Source organism: Tsukamurella strandjordii (assembly GCF_039525985.1).
In the GTDB taxonomy this organism is placed as follows: Bacteria; Actinomycetota; Actinomycetes; order Mycobacteriales; family Mycobacteriaceae; genus Tsukamurella; species Tsukamurella strandjordii.
In genome coordinates, this window is sequence record NZ_BAAAII010000012.1 from 54,020 (window position 1) to 79,838 (window position 25,819).

Consider the following 25,819-nt stretch of genomic DNA (forward strand, 5'->3'; position numbering starts at 1 on the left):
CCGTGCACGCTAGTTCATGATGCGAAACACATCAATCAGATCGGTGGGTGCGATCAGGACTTCACCTCGTCCTCGCGGAACTCCTGCGAGGTGAGGCCCTGCTCCTCCGCCTTGCGCAGCTCGACGCGGCGGATCTTGCCGCTGATGGTCTTCGGCAGATCGGCGAAGGCGATCCGGCGCACCCGCTTGTACGGCGCGAGGTGCCCCCGGCTGTACTCGAAGATCGACCGGGCGGTCTCCGCGCTCGGCTCGTAACCCTCGGCGAGCACGATGTACGCCTTCGGCACCGCGAGCCGCAGCTCGTCGGGGGCGGGCACGATGGCCGCCTCGGCCACCGCTTCATGCTCCAGCAGAACGGATTCCAACTCGAACGGGCTGATCTTGTAGTCGCTCGACTTGAAGACGTCGTCGGTGCGGCCCACGTAGGTCAGATAGCCCTCCTCGTCCTTCGAGGCCACATCGCCGGTGTGGTAGACGCCGCCGTCCATCACCTTCGCGGTCTTCTCCGGATCACCGTGGTACCCCACCATCAGACCCAGCGGACGCGGGTCCAGGCGCAGGCAGATCTCGCCCTCGTCCACGCCCTGCTCGCCCGTCGCGGGATCGACGAGGACCACGTCGTACCCGGGGCACGGCCGGCCCATCGAACCGTCCTTGAGCGGCTGCCCCGGTGTGTTCGCCACCTGCACCGTGGTTTCCGTCTGCCCGAAACCGTCGCGGATGGTGACGCCCCAGGCGTCGCGCACGCGCGAGATGACCTCCGGGTTCAGCGGCTCGCCCGCGCCCACCACCACGCGCGGCGGGTTCTGCAGCGCGCTGAGATCCGCCTGGATCAGCATGCGCCACACCGTGGGCGGTGCGCAGAAGCTGGTGACACCGGCGCGCTGCATCTGTCCCATCAGGGCCGCGGCGTCGAACCGGCTGTAGTTGTAGATGAACACGCAGGCCTGCGCGATCCACGGGGTGAAGACGTTGCTCCACGCGTGCTTGGCCCAGCCCGGGGAGCTCACGTTGAGGTGGACATCGCCGGGGCGCAGGCCGATCCAGTACATCGTGGACAGATGCCCGACGGGATACGAGGCGTGCGTGTGCTCCACCAGCTTCGGGGCGCTGGTGGTGCCGGAGGTGAAGTACAGCAGCAGCGTGTCGTCGGCGTGCGTGGTGTGGCTGGGCGTGAAGTGATCCGAGGCCGTGTACGCGGCGGCGAAGGTCTCCCAACCCTGCACCGGGGAGCCGATGGCGATGCGCGTGACCTGCGCATCCGCGGGCACGCGGTCGGCCAGTTCACTGCGCACGATCACGTGCTTGGCGCCGCCGCGGGAGATGCGGTCGGCCACATCCGCCTCGGCGAGCAGGGTGGTGGCGGGGATGACCACGGCGCCCAACTTGATGGCGGCCAGCATCACGTCCCACAGCTCCACCTGATTGCTGAGCATCAGCAGGATCCGGTCGCCCGGGTTCACACCGCGCTCGCGCAGCCAGTTGGCCACGCGGTTGCTGCGGGCGCTCATCTGCGCGTAGCTGAACTTCGACTCCGAACCGTCCTCCTCGACGATCCACAGCGCGGGGGCGTCGTTGGTCTCGGCCACCCGGTCGAACCAGTCCAGCGCGAAATTCCACTCGTCCAGCTGCGGCCAGGCGAACCGCTCACGCGCCGCGTCGTAGTCCTCCGCGAGCTCCACGAGCAGGTCGCGGGCGGCCAGGAAGTCCCGATATCCCTGTGCACTGGTCACTTTCACGCCTTCCGGTTGATTACTTGGATATCCAAGTATATAGTGATCGGCAACACATCGCGCAAGGTTCACGATGACTTCCCAGAACTCGAGAGAAGGACAGACCATGGCTACACGGGCGATCCCGCACTTCATCGACGGACGCCGGGTGGAGGGGACGGGCCGCACCGCGGACGTCTTCGATCCCAGCACGGGTGAGGTCCAGGCCACGGTGCCGCTGGCCACCACCGCCGAGGTGAACGACGTGGTCGCCCGCGCCAAGGAGGCGCAGAAGGTGTGGGCCGCGTTCAACCCGCAGCGCCGCGCCCGCGTCTTCATGAAGTTCATCGAGCTGGTGCACCAGAACATGGACGAGCTGGCCTCGCTGCTCTCCAGTGAGCACGGCAAGACCCTGGCCGACGCCGCGGGCGACATCCAGCGCGGCATCGAGGTGATCGAGTTCTCGATCGGCATCCCGCACCTGCTCAAGGGCGAGTACACCGAGGGTGCGGGCACCGGGATCGACGTCTACTCGATGCGCCAGCCCCTCGGCGTGGTCGCCGGCATCACGCCCTTCAACTTCCCCGCCATGATCCCGCTGTGGAAGGCTGGCCCGGCCCTGGCCTGCGGCAACGCCTTCGTGCTCAAGCCCTCCGAGCGCGACCCCTCCGTCCCCGTCCGCCTCGCCGAGCTGTTCATCGAGGCCGGTCTGCCCGAGGGCGTCTTCCAGGTCGTCCACGGCGATAAGGAGTCGGTGGACGCACTGCTGAACAACCCCGACATCAAGGCCGTCGGCTTCGTCGGCAGCTCCGATATCGCGCAGTACATCTACGAGACCGCCGCCAAGAACGGCAAGCGCAGCCAGGCCTTCGGCGGCGCCAAGAACCACATGGTGATCCTGCCGGACGCCGACCTGGACCAGGCGGTGGACGCCCTCATCGGCGCCGGCTACGGCTCCGCCGGCGAGCGCTGCATGGCGATCTCGGTGGCCGTGCCCGTGGGCGAGGAGACCGCCAACCGCCTCCGTGAGCGTCTCGTCGAGCGCGTACAGCAGCTGCGGGTGGGCCACAGCCACGACCCGAAGGCCGACTACGGCCCGCTCATCACCCCGGCCGCCGTGGAGCGCACCAAGAGCTACATCCAGCAGGGTGTGGACGCCGGCGCCGACCTCGTGGTGGACGGCCGCGAGCGGACCAGCGACGAGCTGACCTTCGGCGACGCCGACCTGTCCGGCGGCAACTACCTCGGCCCCACCCTGTTCGACCACGTCACCAAGGACATGTCGATCTACACCGACGAGATCTTCGGGCCGGTCCTGTGCATCGTGCGCGCCAAGGACTACGAGGAGGCGATCGCCCTGCCCACCGAGCACGAGTACGGCAACGGCGTGGCCATCTTCACCCGCGACGGCGATGCCGCCCGCGACTTCGTGGCCCGCGTCGAGGTGGGCATGGTGGGCGTCAACGTGCCGATCCCGGTTCCCGTGGCGTACCACACCTTCGGCGGCTGGAAGCGCTCCGGCTTCGGCGATCTGAACCAGCACGGCCCGCACTCGATCCTCTTCTACACCAAGACGAAGACGGTCACCTCGCGCTGGCCGTCCGGCATCAAGGACGGGGCCGAGTTCTCCATCCCGACGATGCGCTGACGGAGGATCACGGACACATGCCTTACCCCGTACTCACCGGCGAGGACCGCGCCGTCGTCGACATGGCACGCGATTTCGCGCGCAAACGGCTCGCGCCGTACGCCCTGCAGTGGGACGCCGAGAAGCACTTCCCCATCGCGGAGATGAAGGAGGCGGGCAGCCTCGGCATGGCCGCCATCTACACCCGCGAGGACGTGGGCGGCTCCGGGCTGCGCCGGCTCGACGGTGTGCGCATCTTCGAGGAGCTCGCCAAGGGCGACCCCGTGACCGCCGCCTTCCTCTCGATCCACAACATGTGCACCTGGATGGTGGACACCTACGGATCGCAGGAGCAACGCGAGGAGTGGATCCCCAAGCTGGCGCCGATGGACATCATGGCCAGCTACTGCCTCACCGAGCCGGGCGCCGGCTCGGACGCGGCCTCGCTCACCACCAAGGCCGAGCGCGACGGCGACGATTTCGTGCTCAACGGCACCAAGCAGTTCATCTCCGGCGGCGGCGCCTCCGACCTGTACGTGGTCATGGCCCGCAGCGAGGGCGAGGGCGCCCGCGGCATCTCGACCTTCCTGGTGGACAAGGGCACGCCCGGTCTCTCGTTCGGGCCGGCCGAGGTGAAGATGGGCTGGCACAGCCAACCCACCACGCAGGTGATCTTCGAGAACGTCCGCATCCCGGCGTCGCGCATGCTCGGCGGCGCCGAGGGTGCGGGCAAGGGCTTCGGCATCGCCATGAACGGCCTCAACGGCGGACGGCTGAACATCGCCGCCTGCTCGATGGGCGGTGCGCAGGCCGCGTACGACCTGGCACTGCAGTACATGACGGAGCGGGAGACCTTCGGCCGCAAACTGATCGACGAGCCCACCATCCGGTTCACGCTCGCCGATATGGCCACCTCGCTGGAGGCCTCGCGGCTGATCTTGTGGCGTGCCGCCACCGCCCTCGACGACAACGATCCCGACAAGGTCGAGTTGTGCGCCATGGCCAAGAAGTTCGTCACCGAGACCTGCTTCCAGGTGGCCGATCAGGCGCTGCAGCTGCACGGCGGCTACGGCTACCTGCACGAGACCGGCGTCGAGAAGATCGTCCGAGACCTGCGGGTGAACCGGATCCTCGAGGGCACCAACGAGATCATGCGGATGGTGATCGGCCGCGCCGAGGCCGCCCGCATCCAGGGCAAGTAGGAGAGGCGTTTTCATGAGCACCATCGCATTCCTCGGACTCGGCCACATGGGCGGACCGATGGCCAAGAACCTGGTGGCCGCCGGGCACACCGTGCGCGGCTTCGACCTGGTGCCCGCTGCGCAGGACGCGGCTCGGGCCGCCGGCGTCACCGTGATCGATACCGCGGAGGAGGCCGTGACCGGCGCCGACGCGGTGGTCACCATGCTACCCAACGGGGCGATCGTGACGTCGGTGTACGAGGCAGTGCTGCCCCATGCGGCGAAGGGCACGTTGTTCATCGACAGCTCCACGATCTCGGTCGACGATGCCCGCGCGGTGCACGCACTGGCCGAGGCCGCGGGAATGCTCCAGGTGGACGCCCCCGTGTCCGGCGGCGTGAAGGGCGCCGATGCGGGAACGCTCGCCTTCATGGTGGGCGGCGACGACGCGGCCTTCGCGGCGGCGCAGCCGGTGCTCGATCCCATGGCGGGCAAGGTGATCCACTGCGGCGGCTCCGGCAACGGGCAGGCCGCCAAGGTGTGCAACAACATGATCCTTGCGGTGCAGCAGATCGTGGTGGGCGAGGCCTTCGTCCTGGCCGAGAAGCTGGGACTGGCGGATCAGGCGCTCTACGACGTGGTCACCGGCGCCACCGGCAACTGTTGGTCGCTGCACACCAACTGCCCCGTGCCGGGGCCGGTGCCGGGCGCACCGTCGGGCAACGAGTTCAAGCCCGGTTTCGCGACCGCCCTGATGAACAAGGATCTGGGCCTGGCGATGGACGCCGTGGCGTCCACCGGATCGTCCGCCCCGCTGGGCACCCACGCCGCACAGCTGTACTCGGCGTTCGCCGAGGACAACGGGGGCCTAGACTTCAGCGCGATCATTCACACGCTGAGGTAGGAATCTGGTGGAGACGTCCGACGACCGGGACCCGATCGCGCTCGCCCGGCGCAACTGGGAGGACGCGGGCTGGGGCGGCGCCACCGCTGTCGGCATGGAGGCGGTGACCTCCGTGATGCGCGCGCACCAGATCCTGCTCGCGCGGATCGAGGCCGCGCTCAAACCCTTCCAGCTCTCCTTCTCCCGGTTCGAGCTGCTGCGCCTACTGGCCTTCACCCGCCAGGGCGAGCTGCCCATCTCCAAGGCCAGCACACGGCTCCAGGTGCACGTCTCCTCCGTGACGCACGCGATCGACCGGCTCGGCGAGGCGGGGCTGGTCGAGCGCCGCCCGCACCCCACCGACGGCCGGACCACCCTGGTGGCCATCACCGAGGAGGGGCGCGAGCTGGTGGAGGAGGCCACGCTCGTGCTCAACGACGTCTTCGCCGATCTCGGCATGCCCGACGACGAATCGGCGGACCTGGTCGGCGCCATCCGCAGTCTGCGGCGATTCCACGGCGACTTCTGATTCACTCGCGCGCCGGCACGAGTTCGCCGGTCATCGCCGGACGGTCGCGGTGCAGGCTGCGCGCACACAGCGCGAAGGCGGCCGCGAGTGCCGCGTGCACGAGCAGGATCACGGCGAAGGCGTGCTGCGCAGGCATCCCGGTCGCGAGCGCGGTGTAGCCGGTGCCCAGGGTCGCCACGCCGAGGGCGAGCGCCGCTTGCTGCGCCGTGTTCACCAGCCCGCCGGTGAGGCCCGCGATCCGATCGGGCACCGCACCCATGATCGTGGAGACGAGGGGACCGAACTGCATCGCCTGCGCGGCGCCCACCACGACCAACGCGGGCTGCACCGCCCACGCCCACCCGTGCGGCGCGAACCCACTGGCCGCGAGCGCGAGCAGCCCCGCGGCGTTCACGGCGGCACCGACCGGCATGGTGCGGGCACCCAGGCGACGGTGGATCGCGGGCTGCCGCAACGAGACCGCCACGAAGGCCACGCCGTAGGGCAGCAACGTGAGGCCCGATAGGGCGGGGCTCATCCCGAGTGCGTGCTCGGTCACCAGGGCGTACTCGTAGACCAGGGCGCCGTAACCGGAGAAGAACAGCAGCGCCATGAGCAGGCCCACGCGGATCGGGCGGTGCGCGAACACCGACGGCGGGACGAGCGGGGCCCCGCCCGCGGCCTCCACCCGGCGCTGCGCGGTCCAGAAGGCCCCGCCGGACAGCACGGCCAGGCCCAGGAGCGCCCACGACACCGCGGGCCAGCCGAGCGTGCCGCCGATCGCGAGGCCGACCAGGAGGGCGAGCAGGGCCACCGTGAGCAGCGCCGCACCGCGGTAGTCCAGCGGCAGCCGCCGATCGGCCCGGGTGTCGGGCACCGCGCGCCCGGCCAGCGCGGCGGCGACGGCGATCACGGCGGCGCACCACCACACCGAGCGCCAGCCGAACCCGCCCGGGTCCCAGGCCAGCAGCGCGCCACCGAGCACCTGTCCGCCGCAGAATCCCACCCCGGCGGTGGCCGCGATCACCGCGACGGCGCGGCGGCGATCGTCGCCGGTGGTCGTCGCCTGGATGGTCGAGAGCACCTGCGGGGTGAACGCTGCGGCGGCGATGCCCTGCGCGCCGCGCAGCACGATCAACGAGCTGATATCCGGCGCGAACCCCGCTGCCACCGAGGTGATCCCGACCGCGCCGAGGCCGATCACCAACACCCGGCGTCGCCCACGGTTATCGCCGAGCCGCCCGAACAGGATCAGCGCGGTCGCGAACATGGCCGAGAACGCGGCCAAGACGAGCGACTGCTGGGCCGGCGACGCGGACAGGTGTTCCGCGATGCTCGGCACCGCGACATTGGCCGAGGCGAACAGGAACGTGGTGAGGAAGTACGCCAGGCCCAGAACGGCCAGGCCGGCGCCCGTCAGGCGCGCAGTGGGGGAATCGGTCATGACGCCGACCCTGCTCCTGCGGTATCCGGGTATCCAGACCGCACGGATCCTAGTAGTGAGACCACCGGGCTGGCGGCCCCTTCCGGGGCGGCAGCGGGGGATACTCGGTGCATGGCCACCCGCAACAACGCCGAACTGGCGCGCTTCCTGCGCACCCGTCGGGAGCAGGTGACGCCGCAGCAGGTGGGGCTGCCGGTGGGTGGGCGACGCCGGACCCCCGGGCTCCGCCGCGAGGAGGTCGCGGCGCGGGCCAATGTGGGAACCACCTGGTACACGTGGGTCGAGCAGGGCCGGGATGTGAACCCGAGCCCGGAGGTCTTGTGCGCCGTGGCAGACGCCCTGCTCCTGGATGCGGGGGAGCGAGATCACGTACTGCGGTTGGCCGGGCACCAGCCCGGTCCGCCGGTCGACACCGGCGCGGCCTCCACGGTGCAGCCGGTGCTCGATGCGCTGCTGCCGAACCCCGCCGTGGTGCTCAACGCTCGCGGCGACATGGTCCGGTACAACCGCGCCTTCCGGTTCCTCATCACCGATGTCGAGGAGTTCGCGCCGGAGGACCGCAACTGCCTGTGGCTCGACTTCACCGACGAACTGTGGCTGGGCGCCTACGCCGCGGACCGCCAGGAGTTGGAGGCCGTGGTGGCCCGCACGCGTGCGATCTACGCCGACAGTCACGCCGATCCCGCGTGGGATCCCCTGCTGGCCCGGTTGCAGGCGGCGTCACCACTGTTCGCCCAGCTGTGGCACGCGGGCCTCGTGCTCGACGCCGCCGATTGGGAGAAGACGATCCGCAATCCGCGGGTGGGGGAGCTGCACCTGCAGGTGAGCACCTTCAACCTGCGCGACCGGCCCTCGTTGCGGATGTTGACCTACCTGCCGCGCGATGACCGCACCCGCGAGCGGCTCACGCGCCTGGTACCGGCGGAGCACCGACCCGGCTGAGCAGGCCGGCGAGGTGCGAGCGGCTCAGCCCGGCGGCGGCCTCGGCGTCGCGCCGTTCGACCGCCGCGAGCAGGTCCGCGTGCGACTCCTGGTCGGCGTCGTCGCCGAATCCGCCGGCGCGGGTGCGCAGCATGTCGATCATCGCGCGGCGCAGGTGCGCGGCGATCCCGTCGAACATCTCCAACAGCACGGGACTGTGCGCCGCCGCGATCACCGTCCGATGGAAGGCGGTGTCGGTCTCCACGTGCCGCGCCAGATCCCCCCGGTGCGCCGCGCGGACGGCCAGAGCGGCGCGGATGGCGTCGAGATCGGCCTCCGTGCGTCGCCGTGCCGCGAGCGCGGCGCCCTCGGCCTCGATCGCGATCCGGGCCTCGATCACGGCCTCGATATCGGCGCGGTCGAGTATCGAGTCCATCCCGGAGGGTGCATCCAACCTGGTCACGAACACTCCCGAGCCCTGCCGGGTGGTGAGGACACCGATCCCGGCGAGGCGCCGGATGGCCTCGCGCACCGTCGACCTGCCCACGCCGAGCTGGGGAGCGAGTGTGGTCTCCCCGGGGAGTTTCGCGCCCAGCTCCCACTCGCCCGCGCGGATGCGTTCCAGCAGCCGCTCGGCGGCCTGGTCGGCGAGGGATTCGCGGCGCAGGGGAGGCATGGGAACAGGATACTTGTCAGCTTGTCTGAGAAGTTGTGTTAGGGTCATCGGCATGACACAGCGGAGCCTGAATCTCCTTCCGCGCCACGGCGGGGCCTGATCCGGATCGACCGGCCGCCCGCCGTGGGGGAGCGTCGCGCCGGTCGAGAACCATCCGAGAAGGAAGAACCCATGGCTTTCCCCAGTGTCTCCACCCCCGCCGGCCCCGTCCCCGCCTCCGCGCCCGCCTGGAACCGTCAGCGTGGATCGCAGATGCCCGCCCATCGGTACCGCGACGTATACTCCCGTGTCGAGGTTCCGCTCACCGACCGGGAGTGGCCCACCCGGCGCCTCACCGAGGCCCCGCTGTGGGTGCCCGTCGACCTGCGGGACGGGAACCAGGCGCTGCCCGAGCCCATGAATCCTGCGCGCAAGCGCCGCTTCTTCGAACTCATGGTGGCCATGGGCTACAAGGAGATCGAGGTCGGCTACCCCTCCGCCTCGCAGACCGACTACGACTTCGTGCGGCAGATCGCCGAGACCGGCATCGCGCCCGACGATGTGACGATCGTCGTCTTCACCCCTGCCCGCACCGACCTCATCGAGCGGACCGTGGAGTCCATCCGCGGCATCCCGAACGACGTGGTCATCCACATGTACACCGCTACCGCACCCACCTGGCGCGATGTAGTGCTAGGGCGGGACCGGGAGGAGCTGCGGTCACTGATCCTGGACGGTGGACGCGACCTGCTGGCCGCCGCGGGAGATCAGGCGGGCGTGCGGTTCGAGTTCTCACCCGAGGTCTTCAACCTCACCGAACCCGACTACGTGCTGGACCTCTGCGATGCGATGACCAGCCTGTGGGACGCCACCGCCGACCGCCCGGTGATCCTTAACCTGCCCGCCACCGTCGAGATCGCCACCCCCAACGTGTACGCGGATCAGATCGAGTACATGCACCGGAACCTGGCCCGGCGGGACGCGGTGATCCTCTCGGTGCACCCGCACAACGATCGCGGCACCGGCATCGCGTGCGCCGAACTCGCCGTCCTGGCCGGGGCGCAGCGGGTGGAGGGCTGCATCTTCGGCAACGGCGAGCGCACCGGCAACGTCGACCTCGCCACCCTGGCGCTGAACCTGTTCGCGCAGGGCATCGACCCGATGGTGGACTTCTCCGACATCGACGAGGTGCGGCGCACCGTGGAGGCCTGCAACGGCATCGCGATCCCGGAGCGGCACCCGTACGTGGGCGATCTGGTGCACACCGCCTTCAGTGGTACCCATCAGGACGCGATCAAGAAGGGCTTCGCCGAACACCGGGAGCGGGCCGCCGCCGAGGAACGGCCCGAGCGTGAGATCGATTGGCGGGTGCCCTATCTGCCGGTGGACCCCGCCGATATCGGCCGTACCTACGACGCCGTGATCCGGGTGAACTCCCAGTCCGGGAAAGGCGGCATCGCCTACCTGCTGGAGCGCGATCTGGGGGTCGAACTGCCGCGCCGCCTGCAGATCGACTTCGCCCGGCACGTGCAGGCGCACACCGATGAGCACGGAGCGGAGGTGGACGCCGCCACGCTGTGGGCCGTCTTCGAGTCCGCATTCGGAGCCCCCGCCGAGCGCAGGTTCCAGCTCGTCGAGTGCACCGCGACCGAGACCGGCGCGGGCAGCCGCGTCACCGTCGACCTCCGGGTGGACGGTGTCTCGCACCGGTCCATCGCCGACGGTGCCGGTCCGGTCGAGGCGCTGGCCGCCGCACTTGCGGAACACGATGTGAAACTCGATGTCCTGTCCCTGCATCAGAGCGCGGTGGGGCGGGGCAACGACGCCGATGCGCTGACCCTGCTGGAGTACCGGCGCGACGGTGAAGTGCGCTGGAGCATGGGACGACACCGGTCGGTGCTGGCCGCCACCGCGGCAGCGGTGCTGCACGCCGCCGACCGGGACAAGTGACCCGCCGGTAACGTCGCAGCGGCCTCGGGCAGGCAATAGGCTTGGCGTCCGTGCACGCCACCGGAACCTTCACCGTCGAGCCCACCTATCCCGAGACGCTCGCGCCGCTCGCCGAACTCGCGCTCAACCTGCGCTGGGTGTGGCACGGACCCACCCAGGACCTGTTCGCCGCACTCGCGCCCGAAGCCTGGGCCGCCACCCACGACCCGCTGGCCGCGCTGCACGGGGCCGATCAGGCTCGGGTCGCGCAGCTCGGCGACGACCCCGAGTACGTGGCCCGGGTCCGGGCGGTCGAGGCGGATCTGCACGACTACCTCGACCGCCCGGCCTGGGCCGACGGTCTCAAGGACGGTGCCCGCGCCATCGCCTACTTCTCCATGGAGTTCGGCATCAGCCAGACCCTGCCCAACTACTCCGGCGGGCTGGGCGTGCTGGCCGGCGATCATCTCAAGGCCGCGTCCGATCTCGGCCTGCCACTGGTGGCGCTGGGCCTGCTGTACCGGCACGGCTACTTCCAGCAGTCGCTCTCGGCCGACGGATGGCAGCTCGAACGGTACCCCGCGCTGGATCCGAAGCGATTGCCGCTGAGCCCCGTTCAGCTCTCCGATGGGCAGCAGCTCAGGGTCTCGGTGACGCTCGCCGAGGGCCGGGTCCTGCACGCCGCGGTGTGGCGGGCCTTCGTCGGCAGGATCCCACTCCTGCTGCTGGACACCGATATCGACGCCAACGACGCCGATCTGCGGACGGTGACCGACCGGCTCTACGGTGGCGATGCGGAACACCGGCTGCGCCAGGAGATCCTGCTCGGCATCGGCGGCGTCCGCGCCGCCCGCGCGTTCTGCGACCTCACCGGACACCCCGGCATCGAGGTCTTCCACGCCAACGAAGGGCACGCCGGTTTCCTCGGGCTGGAGCGCATCCGCGAGCTCATGGCCACCGAGGAGCTCGGCTACGAGGCCGCCAAGGCGGTGGCCCGCACCGCCACTGTGTTCACCACCCACACTCCCGTCCCGGCCGGCATCGACCGTTTCCCGGTGGATCTGGTGCGCCGCTACTTCGGCGACGGTGGGCCGATGTGCTCGCTGCTGCCCACCGTGCCGCTCGACGACGTGATCGCACTGGGCGCCGAGGCCGACCCCAACGTCTTCAACATGGCCCACATGGGATTCCGGCTGGCCCAGCGCGCCAACGGTGTCTCGAAGCTGCACGGCGTGGTGAGCCGGCAGATGTTCGCCGGGCTGTGGCCCGGCTTCGAGCCCGCCGAGGTGCCCATCGGCTCCGTCACCAACGGCGTGCACCGCGGAACCTGGGCGGACCGCGCGGTCCAGGAGCGTGCCTCCGATCCGCTCGCCCTCCCCGACGATGCGCTGTGGCGCATCCGCAACGGCCTGCGTGCCCGCCTCGTCGACGAGGTCCGCGGGCGCACCCGCGCCGCCTGGCGCGAGCGGGGAGCCGTCGACGCCGAACTCGGCTGGACGGAGCGGATGTTCGATCCCACGGCCCTCACCATCGGCTTCGCGCGCCGGGTCTCCACCTACAAGCGGCTCACGCTGATGCTGCGTGATCCGGACCGCCTGCGCGCCCTGCTCCTCGACGACGAGCGGCCGGTCCAGGTGGTGATCGCCGGCAAGAGTCACCCCGCCGACGATGAGGGCAAACGGCTGCTGCAGCAGTTCCTGGCGTTCACCGACGACCGGGCCATCCGGCACCGGATCGCCTTCCTGCCCGACTACTCCATCGGTATGGCCGGCTACCTGTACCACGGATGCGATGTGTGGCTGAACAATCCGCTGCGCCCGCTCGAGGCGTGCGGTACCTCGGGGATGAAGAGCGCGCTCAACGGCGGCCTCAACCTCTCCGTCCTCGACGGCTGGTGGGACGAGCTGTACGACGGTCAGAACGGGTGGGCCATCCCCTCCGCGGTGGGCATCGATCCGGAGCGGCGCGACGACATCGAGGCGGACGCCCTCTACGACCTGATCGAGCACGAGGTGGTGCCCACCTTCTACGAGCGCCGCGAACCCGCGGAGGCCCCACCCCGGTGGATGGCCAAGGTCCGGCACACGCTGGCCGTCACCGGCCCCGAGGTCTCGGCGGACCGCATGGTGCGTGAATACGCCACCGACTACTACCGGCCGGCAGCCCGCTCCGCGCGGGCCGTGCGGCCCCTGGTGGACGAGCTGGTCGAATACACCGGCCGCGTCCGCGCCGGATGGGACGCCGTGCGCGTGGGGAACTCGCAGGCTCAGGTCGTGCCCGACGGGGTGGACCTCACCGCCGAGATCGACCTGGGCGACCTCGAGGACGGCGACGTGCGCGTGGAAGCGGTGATCGGCGGGGTCGACGGCGCGGGCGAACTGGTGAACGGCACGCCCGTGCGCCTGCACTTCGACGGCAGCCGGTACCGGGCCGTGCTGCCCGCCCACGTGGGCCGCTTCGGCTACGCGGTGCGGGTGCTGCCGCAGCACCGGCTGCTCGCGGGTCCGGCGGAACTCGGCCTCGTGCGGTACGCGCGATGACGGTGCTCGCCGTCGATCTCGGCGGAACCAAAGTGGCTGCGGCACTCGTCACACCCGACGGCACGGTGATCGAGGAGACGCGGCGCCGCGCACCGACGGGACAGCAGGCCTCCGCCGACGAACTGGCGCAGCGGATCACCGGTGTGGTTCGCGACGCCCTCGCCGCGGCGCCGGACGTCGAAGTGAGCGCCGTGGGGCTCGCCTCCGCCGGTCCGGTCGACGAGGCCGCGGGAACCACCGCGCCGATCAACATCGAGGCGCTCCACGGCTTCCCGCTGCGCGACACCGTCGCGGAGGCGGCCGGTGGGCTCCCCGTCGAGTTCCGCCGCGACGGCGTGGCCATCGTGCTCGCCGAGCACTGGCTCGGCGCCGGCCGCGGCCACGACGACGTGCTCGGCATGGTGGTCTCCACCGGCATCGGCGGCGGCCTCGTGGTGAACGGACGCGTGCTCGGCGGCAACGCCGGGCACATCGGGCAGGTCGAACTGTCCGGCTTCACCGGATCGGAGAGCCTGGGACGCACCACCATGCTCGAATCCGTGGCCTCAGGACCGCACACCGTGGACTGGGCCCGCACCCAGGGCTTCACCGGCACCACGGGCGAGGAACTGGGCGCCGCATACCGAGCGGGCGACCCGGTGGCGATCGCCGCGGTCCGGCGGTGCGCCGCCGCCCTCGGGCAGGGGATCGGCAGCGCCGTCGCCCTGGTCCCGGTCAGCGTGGTGGCGCTGGGCGGCGGATTCTGCAACGTGGCCGACGATTTCGTCGACCAGGTGCAGACGGAACTGGCCCGGCACCCGCTGCCCTACGTGGCCGCGGCCCGCGTGGTCCCGGCAGGCCTCGGTAAGGACGCGCCGCTGGTCGGCGCCGCCGGCCTGGTGTACCGACGCGATCTGCTGCCGTGAGCCCGCTGCTGGCCCCGCGCGATGCCCGCACCTTCTGGGCGTCGCAGGTGATCCCCAGCGACCAGTTCCTGCTGTACTGCTTCGACCACGGCGACGGCCCGTCGCCGAGCGCCGCGGATGTGGCCGACCTCGTCGTCGGCCGCGCACCGTCGATCCCGGACCTGCGGATCCGGGTGGCGCCCGCGCCCTTCGACCTGGAGCGCCCCTCGTGGGCGCCGTGCTCCGTGATCGACGTGCGGGAGGGCGTCGCGCGGTCGTGGGACCGGATCCCCGATGCCGTGGCGCGGCTGTTCGCCCGCCAGGTCGACGCCACCGTCGCGCCCTGGCGGCTGCACGTCTTCCCGCGCGTGAGCGGTGCACCGCGGTGCACCGGCGATGCCACGGTGGTGGTGCTCCAGGTGGCGCACTGCCTCGCCGACGGGCGGCGCACCGCCGAGATCGCCCGCGAGCTGTTCGGCGCGGGCGGGCGCGAGGGCGGGGCCCCACCCGTGCGGCCGGTGCCGGACCCGGTGCGCGCGGCGCGCGGACTGGCCGCGCTGCCACTGGACCTGGCACGCACGGTGATCCGCGGCACCCGGGTGGCGCCCGCCCGCGCCCGAATCGCCGAGCGCACCGCCGCCGGCGCGCTGCCGCCCCCGGTTCCGGGCTGCCCGATCACGCCGCTCAACGCGTGCCCCGACGACAGCCGGGATGTCCGGATGCTGGTGCGGGAACGCGCCGATCTCGACCGTGCCGGTACCGTCACGATCGGGGCGCTCACCGCCGTCTCGCTCGCCGTGGAGCGGTACCTGCGGCTGCGCGAGCACAGGGTTCCGGATGCGCTGTGCGCCGAGGTGATGGTGGCGCGGGAGCGGAAGCCGGAGGAGCGCAACTCCTTCGGCAACGTCTCGGTGCCGCTGTTCCCCGGCCTCCCCGCCGGGGAGCGTGCCACGCGGATCGCCACCGCCCTCGACGATGCGCGCACCCGCGCCGCGGACCCGCTGTGGCGCACCGTCTCCGCGCCCGACGAGACCACACCCGCCCCGCTCGACCGCATCGGTGTGCTCGCCTTCGATCCGGCCCTGCGACCGGCCACGATGGCCGGGGCCACCGTGGTCTCCAGTGTGTACCGCGGACCGTCCGACCTCGAACTACTCGGCGGGCGTTCGGTGTTCACCGCCGGATTCCCCGCGCTGTCGCCCGCGATGGGTCTCACGCACGGCGTGCACGGTCTCGGCGATGCGGTGACGCTGTCGGTCACCAGTAGTCGCACGGCCGTGCCCGATCCGGACGTCTATGCGGCGCTGCTCGACGAGGCCCTGCGCGCGGTGGCTCAGGCCCGCTGAGACGCAGGACCGGTGGTATCGCCCACCACGAGATCGACGGGCATCGCGAGGGTGGGCAGCGGCGCCCCGTCCTGGGCGGCCAGCACGGCCTGGGCGGCCAGCCGTCCCATTTCGACGATCGGTTGCCGGATGGTGGTGAGGTCGCGGGCGAAGCCGTCCACGCGGATGCCGTCGAATCCCACGATCGACAGGTCCTCCGGGACGCGCAGGCCGCGGGCTTCGGCGGCACGCACCGCGCCCACCGCGAGGAGATCGGATTGGGCGACGATCGCCGTCGGTGCGCCCCGGCGGAGGAGGGCGTCGGCGGCGCGGAACCCCTCGTCGATCGTGCTGTCCGCACTCGCGGCCACCTCGGCACCGGGGAAGGCCGCGAGTGCGGCCTCGGTGCGGGCCCGCTCGACATCGCCGTGCCGCAGCCGGATCACGCCGACGGTGCGGTGACCGAGGCCTTGCAGGTGGTCGGTGAGCAGGCGGGTCGCGGCGCGGTTCTCGACGCCGACGCTGCCGATGTCGTCGACCTGGTTCCCCGCGGTGACCACGGGGATCGAGCGCTTGGCCATGGCGGCGCGGAGCTGAGTCAACGTGGGGGAGCAGCCGGCGGCCACGATGCCGTCGACCGGGAGCGTGCGCAGTCGTTCCTCGGGCACCGAATCGGGCACGAGGAGAACCGACGTGGGGCTCGCCGCCAGGGCTGCGGAGACGCCGTCGAGGATCCCGATGATCACCGGATCGCGGAAGGCCCGTCCGGCCTCGTCGTCGACCTGAACGCCGATGATGTCGGTGCGCCCGCTGCGCAGCGACCGGGCGCGGGGATCGGGCCCCTCGTACCCGAGCTCGGCGGCCGCGGCCAGCACCCGGGCGCGGGTGGCCTCGCTGATCGGCTTGTCCACACCGAAGGCGTGCGAGGCGGTCGACAGCGAGACGCCGGCCGCCTCCGCGACGTGCACCAGCGTTATTCGGTTTGACCCGCGTGCCATGGGGACTTAGCCTAGCAGTGTCGATCGAAACGTTTCGAAAGGTTGATCGTGAGCGTGGACCTCCAGGACCAGAAGGCGGACGCGACACCGGGCTCGGTGCTCGCGTGGCGCAACGCCGTCTTCGTGATCTTCGCGCTCAGCGGGCTCACCTTCGCCAGCTACCTCGGGCGGCTGCCCCAGGTCCGTGACGACCTGGGCGCGTCCACGCTGCAGGTGAGCCTCCTGACCTTCGGCCTCGCGGTCGGCTCCGTGGTCGGGCTGCTCGGCTCCGGGGCGCTCGCCGCCCGGTTCGGCGCCCGCCGGGTGATGGCCGTGACGCTGCCCGCTCTCGGCGTCACGATGATCGCCGCCGCCGCGGGCGCGCAGTCCGGCGTGTACGCGCTGACCCTGCTGCCGCTGATACTGGTGGGGCTCTCGCACGGCGTGACCGACGTCTGCATGAACCTGTCCGGGGCCGAGAACGAGCGGGCGCTGGGGCGCACCGTGATGCCCGCCTTCCACGCGGCCTTCTCGCTCGGCACCGTGGCCGGCGCCCTCACCGCGGCCGCCGCGCAGGCGGCGCACGTCCCGCTACTGCCGCACCTCGCCGTGGTGAACATCGTGCTGCTGATCGCCGGATGGTTCGCGCTGCGGCACGTGCCCTTCGAGGCGCACGACGCCGACGATCACGCCCCCGTCACCCGGCGCGAGCGGCTCGCGGTGTGGCGCGAGCCCCGCATCCTGCTGATCGGCCTCATGGTGCTCGGCATGGCGCTCACCGAGGGCAGCGCGAACGATTGGCTCGCCCTGGCCATGGTCGACGACCACGGCACCTCGAAGACCGTGGGCACGCTGACCTTCGCCGTCTTCGTCACCTTCATGACCATCGGCCGGCTCGCCGGGACCAAGGTGCTCGACCGGTTCGGCCGCGTTCCCACGCTGCGCGCCTGCGGCGGCCTGGCCTTCGTGGGCCTGTCGCTGGTGATCTTCGGACCCACCTGGGCCGCCTACATCGGCGTCGCGCTGTGGGGTCTGGGCGCCTCGCTCGGCTTCCCGGTGGGCATGTCGGCCGCCGCCGACGATCCGCGGATGGCGGCCGCACGGGTGTCCGTGGTCTCGACCGTCGGCTACCTGTCGTTCCTCGCCGGACCGCCCATCATCGGCTTCCTCGGTGCCCACGTGACGCTGCTCTACGCGCTCATCGTGGTGCTGGTGGCCGTCGCTGTGGCCGTCCTCGTCGCCCCCGCCGCCCGCGAGCCGTCACGGAGCCTGCCCTAGTCATGGATGCATTCCCCAGCGCCATGGACAGAGGGACTGGACCTGGCGCTAGGGATGTGACGTCCCTAGAGGGAGGCGACGGGGCCGGGAACGGTCAGCGGAGGAGCTGCCAGGCGAAAGCGGCGGCCAGGGCGCCGGCGCCGTTGAGGCACCAGTGCAGCGCGATGGGCGCGATCAGGGAGCCGCTGCGGGTACGCAGCCAGGTGAACACCCAGCCCGCGAAGGCGGTCGCCAGCACCGCGCCCGCGATCCCCGCGATCTGCGCGAGCGGCCCGCTGCCGAGGATCTTGGTCAGGCCGGCATTGCCCGCCGTCAGCCCGAGCGACGAGGCGATGTGCCAGAAGCCGAAGAGCAGCGACCCCGTCACCACCACCCAGCGGAACTTCATGGCCCGCGACAGGGTGCCGTGCAGCGCGCCGCGGAAGGCGATCTCCTCGGGGATCACCGTCTGCAGCGGGATGATCACCATCGACGCGATGATCGCTGTCGAGAAGGTGGCGTAGCGGTCGTTGAGGAACAGGCCCCGGGTGACGGGCAGCAGCGCGCCCACCACGATCACGGTGGCCACGATGAACACGGCCGCCGCGGCGTACTTCGCGCCGGAACGCCAGTGCTCGCGGCCCAAGCCCAGCTCGTGCCAATCCAGCCCGCGGTACCGGGCGATGCCCAGCAGGACCGCGGCGGAGATCGGCACGGCCAGCAGCGCCGCCCAGCTGCCGGTGAAGTGCGCCACCAGGTTGGTGGCCACCAGCACACCCACGACGACGGCGATGTCGACATAGGCGCGCACGCCCGAGACCGCCGAACGCAGGGCGGACTGTTCGGGGATGGCGGGCTGGGTTGCTGAGGTCACCCGCTCCATGGTCCAGACGGTCCGCGGTCCGCGCAATGCTCTGTGACCGGGAAGGGTGTTCGCCGAGCGTGAACGCCGCCCCGTCTTCGCGAATGGGGTGACGGTGGCCGCGCAGGTAGTCTGGTGCCCCGTGACGACGTCCGACCGCTCCGGGCCGACGTCCCGCGGCAACCTGCGCCGTGTGGCGCTCGCCGTGTTCGTGCTCTCGGTGGCCGCCCGCCTCGTGTGGATCGCGGCCGGCGAGCACAATTTCAACTTCGTCGACCTGCGGGTCTACTACGAGGCGGCGCAGCGCGTCTCCGACGGCACGCTCTACGACTTCGCGCTCACCGACTACACACCGCGTCAGCCGCTGCCCTTCACCTACCCGCCGTTCGCGGCCCTGTGCTTCTACCCGCTGAAGTTCCTGCCCTTCTCCGTGGTCGCGGTCGGCTGGGTGTTCCTCACCGCGGGACTGCTCTTCCTCGTGGTCCGCATGAGCCTGGCCATCCTGGCGGCGGGCCGCGGCGCACCGTCGCGCCTGGGCGACGTGCCGGTCGAGCACGCCCTGTTCTGGACCGCCGGTGCGCTGTGGATCGATCCGGTGCGCACCAACCTCGACTACGGCCAGATCAACGTGGTCCTCATGTCGCTCGGCGTGTGGGCGGCCTACCTCGTGGCTCGGGCGGAGTCCGGGCGGCCGCGTCTGGTGGTGCGCCCCGAGAAGGTGGACGGTGCCTCCGGCGCGCTCATCGGCATCGCCGCGGGCATCAAGCTCACGCCCGCGGTGGGCGGCCTGTTCCTACTCGCCCGCGGCCGACCGTGGGCCGCCGTCTTCTCCGCGCTCACCTTCGGCGCCACCGTGGCCATCAGCTACCTGCTGCTGCCGTCCGAGACCCGCCGCTACTTCACCGTCCTGCTCGGTGACACCGGCCCCATCGGCGATCCGGCGAAACCGGACAACCAGTCGCTGCGCGGCGCCGTCTCCCGCTTCGTGGGGCACGACGTGGGAGACGGGACCGTGTGGATGGTCTCGCTCGCCGTGGCCGCGCTCCTGCTGTTCGCCGCCTGGTGGGTGGTGCGCCGCGGGGACGCCCTCATCGCGCTGGTGCTGGTGCAGTTGCTGGGACTGCTCGGCTCGCCGATCTCCTGGATCCACCACTGGGTGTGGATCGTGCCGCTGCTGATCTGGGTGGTGCACGGTCCGCTCGGGCGGCTCGGGGACGACCGGTTCAGCGGCCCGGGGAAGGGCTACACCCCGTGGTCGACGGTGGTCGCCGCAACGCTGATCGTCGTGGGACTGGTGGGCGTGCACTACACCGACGACGTGCTGGCGTCGCTGGGTCTCGGCGACGGACCGATCTGGGCGCTGCTGATGGCGCAGGGGGTGGCCGCCGCGGCCGCTCTGGTCGCGCTGATCCTCGCGCAGCGGCGCAGGCTGCAGGCCGTAGTCTGAGCCGATGAACAACCTCGCGCGGATCGGCCTCGTCCTCACGGCGGCGACCCTGGCGCTGAGCGCCTGTGCGACGGACACGGCGCCGTCGTCGCCGAGCGGCGCACCGTCGGCCACCGGGACCGTCACCCTGGTCACCCACGACAGCTTCCAACTGCCCGACGAGGTGACCGCCGAGTTCACCCGGCAGACCGGGCTCGCCGTGAAGACCGTCGCCCTCGGCGACGGCGGCGAGCTCGCCACCAAACTCGCACTCACCCCGGGGAATCCGCCCGGGGATGTGGCCTTCGGGGTGGACAACACCTACGCCGCGCGACCGGTGCGCGCGGGCGTCTTCGACGACTACACCTCGCCCGCCGCCGCGAACGGCGCCGCCGACTACGCGATCCCCGGCGTCGGACAGCTCACCGCCATCGACTTCGGTGATGTCTGCATCAACATCGACACCCGCTACTTCCGCGACAAGGGTCTCCCCGAGCCGGTCACCTACCAGGACCTCGCCGACCCGAAGTACCGCGGCCTCACCGTGGTCGAGCATCCCGAGACCGCCTCGCCCGGTATGGCCTTCCTCGCCGGCACCGTGGCCACGCTCGGCGCCGGGTGGAAGGACTACTGGACCTCGCTGCGCGCCAACGACGTCTCCGTGACCACGAACTGGAGCACCGCCTACTCCACCGACTTCTCCGGATCGTCGGGCAAGGGTCCGAGGCCGATCGTGGTCTCGTACGCCAGCTCGCCCGCCGCCGAGGTGGGCAAGGACGGTTCCGCGCCGCCCACGAAGGCGTTGCCGGACACCTGCTTCCGGCAGGTCGAGTACGCCGGGGTGCTGCGCGGTACCAAGAATCCCGACGGTGCCCGCAAGCTGATCGACTTCCTGCTCTCGCCCCGGGCCCAGGGCGCGATCCCCGATGCGATGTACGTCTACCCGGTGACCCGCGATGTGCCGCTGCCCGCGACCTGGCAGCAGTACGCGCCCGTGCCGCCGCGGCCCGCGACCCTTCCCGCCGACCGGATCGCCGACGAGCGCGACGGCTGGGTGCGGGAGTGGCGCCAGATCATGGGCCGGTGAACCGGCGGGTCGGGACAGGCCGGTGAACCGGGCCCGCTACGCCCTGATCGCGGCGCCGCTGCTGTTCATCGGCGTCTTCTTCCTGTGGCCGGTGGGCGCCATCGTCGCCCGCGGTCTCACCTCCGACGGCCCGTCGCCCTGGGCCGGATTCACCGGCGCCGGCGGTCTCGGGCTGGTGTGGTTCACCGTGTGGCAGGCGGCCGCGTCCACGCTGCTCACCGTGGCCCTGGGGCTTCCGCTGGCCTGGCTCACCGCGCGGGCGCGCTTCCGCGGGCAGTGGATCGTCCGGGTGTTGGCGACGGTGCCCTTCGTCCTGCCCACCGTGGTGGTGGGCGTGGCCTTCCGCACGCTCTTCGCCGACGAGGGTGCGCTGGGTTTCCTCGGGCTCTCGGAAACCGTGTGGGCGGTGCTGATCGCGCACGCGTACTTCAACGTCTCGGTGGTCGCCCGGATCGTCGGCGGCGTGTGGGCGGGACTCGACCCCCGCACCGCGCAGGCGGCCCGCACCCTGGGCGCCACCCCCGTGCGCGCCTTCCTCACCGCCACCGTCCCCGCCCTCGTCCCGGCGATCGCCTCGGCTGCCTCGGTGGTCTTCCTGTTCTGCGCCACCAGCTTCGGCATCGTGCTCGTGGTGGGTGGCAGTGGCTTGCGCACCCTGGAGACTGCGGTCTATCAGGAGGTGGTGGGAGCCTTCGACCTCCGCACCGCCGCCCTGCTCGCGCTGGTGCAGATCGTGATCGTGGTGATCGCCGTCCTGGTGAGTGCCGCCCTGCGCCACAAGGGGAGCCGCCCCGCGTCGGGGTCGACCGCACCGCGCCCCGCCGGCGGCCGCGGCACCCGCATCGGAGTCCTGCTCGGCGTGCCGATCGCGGCCCTGCTCCTGGCCTACCCGATGCTCGCCCTGGTACTGCGGTCACTGCGGCCCGACGCCGCGGGCGGAATGAGCCTCGACGCGTACCGGCGCCTGAGCGAGAACGTGGGCGGTGTGGTGCCGCTCAAGGCGCTGCAGATGTCACTGCTCACCGCCGTCCAGGCCGGCGCGATCGCGCTCCTGGTCGGCGGGCTCGCCGCGATCGCCATCTCCCGGTCGACCGGACTGCTCAGCCGGTTCGCCGATGCGGTGGTGATGCTGCCGCTCGGCGTGAGCGCAGTGACCCTGGGGTTCGGTTACCTGCTGGCCCTGCAATCGCTGCCCACCGTGCGGGAATCGCCCGCGGTGCTGCCCTTCGTGCAGGCGCTCGTGGCGGTGCCGCTCGTGGTGCGCGTGCTGGTGCCCGCGCTCGGCGCCGTGGATCTGCGGCAGCGCCAGGCCGCCGCCGTACTCGGAGCCTCACCGGTGCGCGTGTTCACCACCGTGGACCTGCCGGTGATCAGCCGCTCGGTGGCGGTGGCCGCCGGATTCGCCTACGTCGTCACGCTGGGGGAGTTCGGCGCCGCCAGCTTCCTGGTGCAGCCCGGTCAGATGACGCTCCCCGTGCTGATCGGACGGATCATGGGGCGCCCGGGATTCGAGAGCGCGGCGCTCGCCGCAGCGTGTTCGGTACTGCTCATCGCCGCCACCGTCGTGGTGATCGCCGCCGTCGAGGCGCTGCGCCGCGACGACGCGGGCCAGGCGGAGTTCTGAGGGAGGACGCCCATGCTCACCATCGACGACGCCACCGTCCGCTACGGGGCGCAGACCGCGGTCGACGGCGTCACGCTCGCCGTCGGGGTGCCCGGCGCCCCGGTCACCGCGCTGCTCGGCCCCTCGGGCTGCGGCAAGTCCACGCTGCTGCGCGCCGTCGCCGGACTCGAACCGCTGGCCGGCGGCCGCATCACCTGGGACGGCGCGGACCTCGCCCGGACCCCCACGCATCGTCGGGGCTTCGGCGTGGTCTTCCAGGACGGTCAGCTGTTCGGGCACCGCGATGTGGCGGGCAACATCCGCTACGGGCTGCAGCGCCACCATTGGAGCCGCGCCGACGCCGATGCCCGGGTGGAGGAGCTCCTCGACCTGGTCGGGCTGCCGGGCCTGGGATCGCGCCCCGTCGGCGCACTGTCCGGCGGGCAGCAGCAGCGCGTGGCCCTGGCCCGTGCCCTGGCGCCGCGCCCGCGGCTGCTGCTGCTCGACGAGCCGCTCTCGGCCCTGGACCGGCAGCTCCGCGACCGCCTGGCGGGCGACCTGCGCCGCATCCTCCGCGAGACCGGCACCCCGGCGCTGATCGTGACGCACGACCACCACGAGGCGGTCGAGCTCGCCGACACCGTCGCCGTGATGACCGCCGGACGGATCGTGCAGTCCGACGCACCCGCCCGGCTCTGGCGACGCCCGCGGACCCCCGACGTGGCCCGGTTCCTCGGGTACACCACGCTCGTCGAGGCCCGCGTCGACGGCGGGCAGGCCCGAACGGTGCTGGGCCCGGTGATCGTGGACTGCCCCGACGGCCGCTTCCAGCTCGGGCTGCGGCCGGGCTCCGTGGTGATCCAGGCGCACGGGGTTCCCGCGCTGGTCGTGGGCTCGGTACCCACCGCCGACGGGGTGCGCATCACGGTGTCCGTCGACACCCCCGACGGTGAGCTCAGGGTGGATGCGCACGGTGACTCCGCACCGCCCGATGGCGACACGGTGCATGTCGCGTTGAACCCGAGGCGGGTGGCTGTGATCGGATAAGGGTGTGACCTCAGCCACGTTCACGCCCCGCCAGGCCGAAACACTGCTCGCGATCGCCGAGACGCTGATCCCCGGAGGGGACGGCCTGCCCGGCCCGCGCGACCTCGACTTCATCACGACGGTCGCGCGCACCGCCGGGCACAAGCTGCTCCCGCGCGAGCAGCGCGAGATGAAGATCTTCCTCGATCTCTGGGACACCCGGGGCATGGGACCGGCGCACGGCATCGGACTGCGCCGGTTCTCATCCCTGACCCCCGCCGAACGCGAGCAGGTCCTGCTGCGCTGGGGCGGGTCGTCGATCGGCGCCAAGCGGTCGATCTTCCAGGGCCTGCGGTCCCTGCTGATCGGCGCCTACTACATCGCGCCGGACGCCACCGCGGTGCGCGCCGACATCGGCTATCCGGAGGCCTTCGGTCCGGTGCCCGACGCCCCGGCGCGGCCGATCACGCCGTTCGTCGTCCCGCCCGGTGGCGCCACCCTCACGGCCGATGTGGTGATCGTGGGCTCCGGCGCGGGCGGCGGCACCGCTGCGGCCGTGCTGACCGCGGCCGGTCTCGACGTGGTAGTGCTCGAGAAGGGCGGGTATCACGACGACCGGGACTTCGGCGCCGGTGAACTGGACTCGCTGACCTCGCTCTACGCCGGACCGCCCGCCGCGACCGCGGAGGGGCAGCTCTCGCTGATGGCGGGCGGAACCCTGGGCGGCGGCACGGTGGTCAACTGGACCACCTCGTTCCCGACGCCCGATCATGTGCGGGCCGAGTGGGCGGGCCACGGCGCCACACAGTTCGCGGGGGAGGAGTTCGATCGGGCGCTGGCCGCGGTGCAGCGCAGGCTGTCGGTGAACACCGACCACGACCGCATCGCCCACCGGGACGAGGTGATGGAGCGCGGTCTCCGGTCGCTGGGCTGGCACTGCGATGCCATGCCGCGCAACGTGCTCGGCTGCGACCAGGGGGTCGAGTGCGGGCGCTGCGGCTACGGCTGCCGGATCGGTGCGAAGCAGTCGGTCGCGAAGACCTGGCTGCAGGACGCCGCCAACGGCGGTGCGCGCATCGTGGTGGGCGCCGATGTGCGCAAGGTCCGGGTCGAGCGCGGTCGCGCGACCGGGGTCGAGGCCGTGATGTCCGACGGTGCGCCGTTGACCGTGTCGGCCCGCGCCGTGGTGGTCTCGGCGGGCACCCTGCAGACACCCGCCCTGCTGCGCCGATCGGGACTGCGGAACAAGCAGATCGGCGAGAACCTCCGGCTGCATCCGGCGACGGCGGTGTCCGGGCGCTTCGACGAGGACGTCCTGCCGTGGGAGGGCGGGCTGCAGACCCGGTACTCGACCGAACACGCCGACCTCGACGGCCGCGGGTACGGCGTGATCTACGAGACCGGGCCGCTGCACCCCGGTGCCGCGGCGATCTTCCAGCCCTGGCATTCGGCCGCCCACCTCGCCGACGAGATGCGCTCGTTGCGCAACACCGCCGCGGTGGGAGTGATCCTGCGCGACACCGGGAGTGGACGCGTCGCCGTGGGACGCGACGGTGAGCCCGTGCCCCACTACCGGCTCAACGATCACGATGCCGCGCACCTGCATCGCGGGGTGGTGGGCGCCGCCCAGATCATCGCCGCCGCCGGCGCGACATCGGTTCGGTCCGCACATCAGGTCCGCGTCGCCGCCACGCTGCCCGGGCCGTTGGACGACTTCGCCATCGCCGCACAGGAACAGGGCTACGCACCGGCCCGCTGCATGATGGCGGCGCTGCACCTGATGGGTACCGCCGCCATGGGTGGCAGCCCGAAGACCTCCGCCACCGATCCCGACGGCGCCACTTGGGAGGTGCCGAACCTGGTGGTGGCCGATGCCTCCTGCTTCCCCACGCCCAGCGGTGTGAATCCGATGATCTCCATCGAGGCCATCGCCTACATGAACGCCTGTCGGTTGGCGGCGCGCCTGACGTAG

20 protein-coding genes are annotated in these 25,819 nt (G+C 71.5%); 15 read left to right on the forward strand and 5 right to left on the reverse strand.

The genetic code is table 11. From position 1 onward, the window contains the following. Positions 1 to 53: 53 nt before the first annotated feature. Positions 54 to 1,733 carry an AMP-binding protein gene (locus ABD108_RS19270; protein ID WP_343931118.1) on the reverse strand — a complete coding sequence of 560 codons (1,680 nt, stop codon included), beginning with the start codon at positions 1,731 to 1,733 and terminating at the stop codon, positions 54 to 56. Positions 1,734 to 1,839: 106 nt separating this feature from the next. Between ABD108_RS19270 and ABD108_RS19275 the strand changes: the two genes are divergently transcribed. The 4 genes from ABD108_RS19275 to ABD108_RS19290 are packed head-to-tail and all read left to right on the forward strand — an operon-like array spanning position 1,840 to position 5,932. Beyond that, positions 1,840 to 3,360 (forward strand): CoA-acylating methylmalonate-semialdehyde dehydrogenase, encoded by a 1,521-nt coding sequence (locus ABD108_RS19275; protein WP_220658251.1) that lies wholly within the window; start codon positions 1,840 to 1,842, stop codon positions 3,358 to 3,360. Positions 3,361 to 3,377: 17 nt separating this feature from the next. Continuing rightward, positions 3,378 to 4,541: an acyl-CoA dehydrogenase family protein gene (locus ABD108_RS19280; RefSeq protein ID WP_343931119.1), complete on the forward strand. Its 1,164-nt coding sequence runs from the start codon at positions 3,378 to 3,380 to the stop codon at positions 4,539 to 4,541. Between the two features lie 13 nt (positions 4,542 to 4,554). Further along, complete coding sequence (gene mmsB, locus ABD108_RS19285; protein ID WP_343931120.1) at positions 4,555 to 5,424, forward strand: 3-hydroxyisobutyrate dehydrogenase; 870 nt, start codon at positions 4,555 to 4,557, stop codon at positions 5,422 to 5,424. Between the two features lie 7 nt (positions 5,425 to 5,431). Next, positions 5,432 to 5,932 carry a MarR family winged helix-turn-helix transcriptional regulator gene (locus ABD108_RS19290; RefSeq protein ID WP_344186017.1) on the forward strand — a complete coding sequence of 167 codons (501 nt, stop codon included), beginning with the start codon at positions 5,432 to 5,434 and terminating at the stop codon, positions 5,930 to 5,932. Position 5,933: 1 nt separating this feature from the next. On the opposite strand, the gene ABD108_RS19295 is transcribed toward ABD108_RS19290, so the two are convergent. Beyond that, positions 5,934 to 7,355, reverse strand: a complete 1,422-nt coding sequence (locus tag ABD108_RS19295; protein ID WP_343931121.1) for an MFS transporter — start codon at positions 7,353 to 7,355, stop codon at positions 5,934 to 5,936. 111 nt (positions 7,356 to 7,466) lie between these two features. Between ABD108_RS19295 and ABD108_RS19300 the strand changes: the two genes are divergently transcribed. Further along, on the forward strand, positions 7,467 to 8,297 hold the full coding sequence (locus ABD108_RS19300) for a helix-turn-helix transcriptional regulator (protein ID WP_343931122.1): 831 nt from the start codon (positions 7,467 to 7,469) through the stop codon (positions 8,295 to 8,297). Here ABD108_RS19300 and ABD108_RS19305 read toward each other — a convergent pair. Beyond that, positions 8,260 to 8,952: a FadR/GntR family transcriptional regulator gene (locus tag ABD108_RS19305; protein WP_343931123.1), complete on the reverse strand. Its 693-nt coding sequence runs from the start codon at positions 8,950 to 8,952 to the stop codon at positions 8,260 to 8,262. The genes ABD108_RS19300 and ABD108_RS19305 overlap by 38 nt on opposite strands. A gap of 252 nt (positions 8,953 to 9,204) precedes the next feature. On the opposite strand from ABD108_RS19305, the gene ABD108_RS19310 reads away from it, so the two are divergent. Genes ABD108_RS19310 through ABD108_RS19325 form a run of 4 tightly spaced genes read left to right on the forward strand, consistent with a single transcriptional unit; the run spans position 9,205 to position 15,630 of the window. Further along, complete coding sequence (locus ABD108_RS19310; protein WP_425579808.1) at positions 9,205 to 10,881, forward strand: 2-isopropylmalate synthase; 1,677 nt, start codon at positions 9,205 to 9,207, stop codon at positions 10,879 to 10,881. A 50-nt stretch (positions 10,882 to 10,931) separates the two neighbouring features. Next, on the forward strand, positions 10,932 to 13,400 hold the full coding sequence (glgP, locus tag ABD108_RS19315) for an alpha-glucan family phosphorylase (protein WP_220658257.1): 2,469 nt from the start codon (positions 10,932 to 10,934) through the stop codon (positions 13,398 to 13,400). After that, on the forward strand, positions 13,397 to 14,305 hold the full coding sequence (locus tag ABD108_RS19320; RefSeq protein WP_220658258.1) for an ROK family protein: 909 nt from the start codon (positions 13,397 to 13,399) through the stop codon (positions 14,303 to 14,305). The genes glgP and ABD108_RS19320 overlap by 4 nt, the downstream gene beginning before the upstream one ends. Continuing rightward, a complete protein-coding gene (locus tag ABD108_RS19325; RefSeq protein WP_343931125.1) occupies positions 14,302 to 15,630 on the forward strand; it encodes a wax ester/triacylglycerol synthase domain-containing protein in 1,329 nt (442 codons plus the stop codon). The genes ABD108_RS19320 and ABD108_RS19325 overlap by 4 nt, the downstream gene beginning before the upstream one ends. Here ABD108_RS19325 and ABD108_RS19330 read toward each other — a convergent pair. Then, positions 15,618 to 16,607 (reverse strand): LacI family DNA-binding transcriptional regulator, encoded by a 990-nt coding sequence (locus ABD108_RS19330; protein ID WP_220658260.1) that lies wholly within the window; start codon positions 16,605 to 16,607, stop codon positions 15,618 to 15,620. The two genes, ABD108_RS19325 and ABD108_RS19330, sit on opposite strands and share 13 nt — an antisense overlap. Positions 16,608 to 16,655: 48 nt before the next feature. On the opposite strand from ABD108_RS19330, the gene ABD108_RS19335 reads away from it, so the two are divergent. Further along, on the forward strand, positions 16,656 to 17,864 hold the full coding sequence (locus ABD108_RS19335; protein WP_305112745.1) for an MFS transporter: 1,209 nt from the start codon (positions 16,656 to 16,658) through the stop codon (positions 17,862 to 17,864). A 94-nt stretch (positions 17,865 to 17,958) separates the two neighbouring features. Here ABD108_RS19335 and ABD108_RS19340 read toward each other — a convergent pair whose 3' ends face one another. Next, positions 17,959 to 18,654 carry a CPBP family intramembrane glutamic endopeptidase gene (locus ABD108_RS19340; protein ID WP_220658601.1) on the reverse strand — a complete coding sequence of 232 codons (696 nt, stop codon included), beginning with the start codon at positions 18,652 to 18,654 and terminating at the stop codon, positions 17,959 to 17,961. A gap of 193 nt (positions 18,655 to 18,847) precedes the next feature. Between ABD108_RS19340 and ABD108_RS19345 the strand changes: the two genes are divergently transcribed. From ABD108_RS19345 to ABD108_RS19365, 5 genes are read left to right on the forward strand one after another with little or no spacing between them, the layout of a single operon-like run. Then, positions 18,848 to 20,152, forward strand: coding sequence for a glycosyltransferase 87 family protein (locus ABD108_RS19345; RefSeq protein ID WP_343931126.1), 1,305 nt, complete (start codon positions 18,848 to 18,850; stop codon positions 20,150 to 20,152). Between the two features lie 4 nt (positions 20,153 to 20,156). Further along, the gene (locus ABD108_RS19350; RefSeq protein WP_343931127.1) at positions 20,157 to 21,218 is read left to right on the forward strand and encodes a thiamine ABC transporter substrate-binding protein; all 1,062 of its coding nucleotides are present in this window, start codon (positions 20,157 to 20,159) and stop codon (positions 21,216 to 21,218) included. 22 nt (positions 21,219 to 21,240) lie between these two features. Then, entirely contained in the window at positions 21,241 to 22,842 is a 1,602-nt protein-coding gene (locus ABD108_RS19355; protein ID WP_343931128.1) for an ABC transporter permease, read from the forward strand. A gap of 12 nt (positions 22,843 to 22,854) precedes the next feature. Beyond that, the gene (locus tag ABD108_RS19360) at positions 22,855 to 23,868 is read left to right on the forward strand and encodes an ABC transporter ATP-binding protein (RefSeq protein WP_343931129.1); all 1,014 of its coding nucleotides are present in this window, start codon (positions 22,855 to 22,857) and stop codon (positions 23,866 to 23,868) included. Between the two features lie 4 nt (positions 23,869 to 23,872). After that, positions 23,873 to 25,819, forward strand: coding sequence for a GMC family oxidoreductase N-terminal domain-containing protein (locus tag ABD108_RS19365; protein ID WP_343931130.1), 1,947 nt, complete (start codon positions 23,873 to 23,875; stop codon positions 25,817 to 25,819).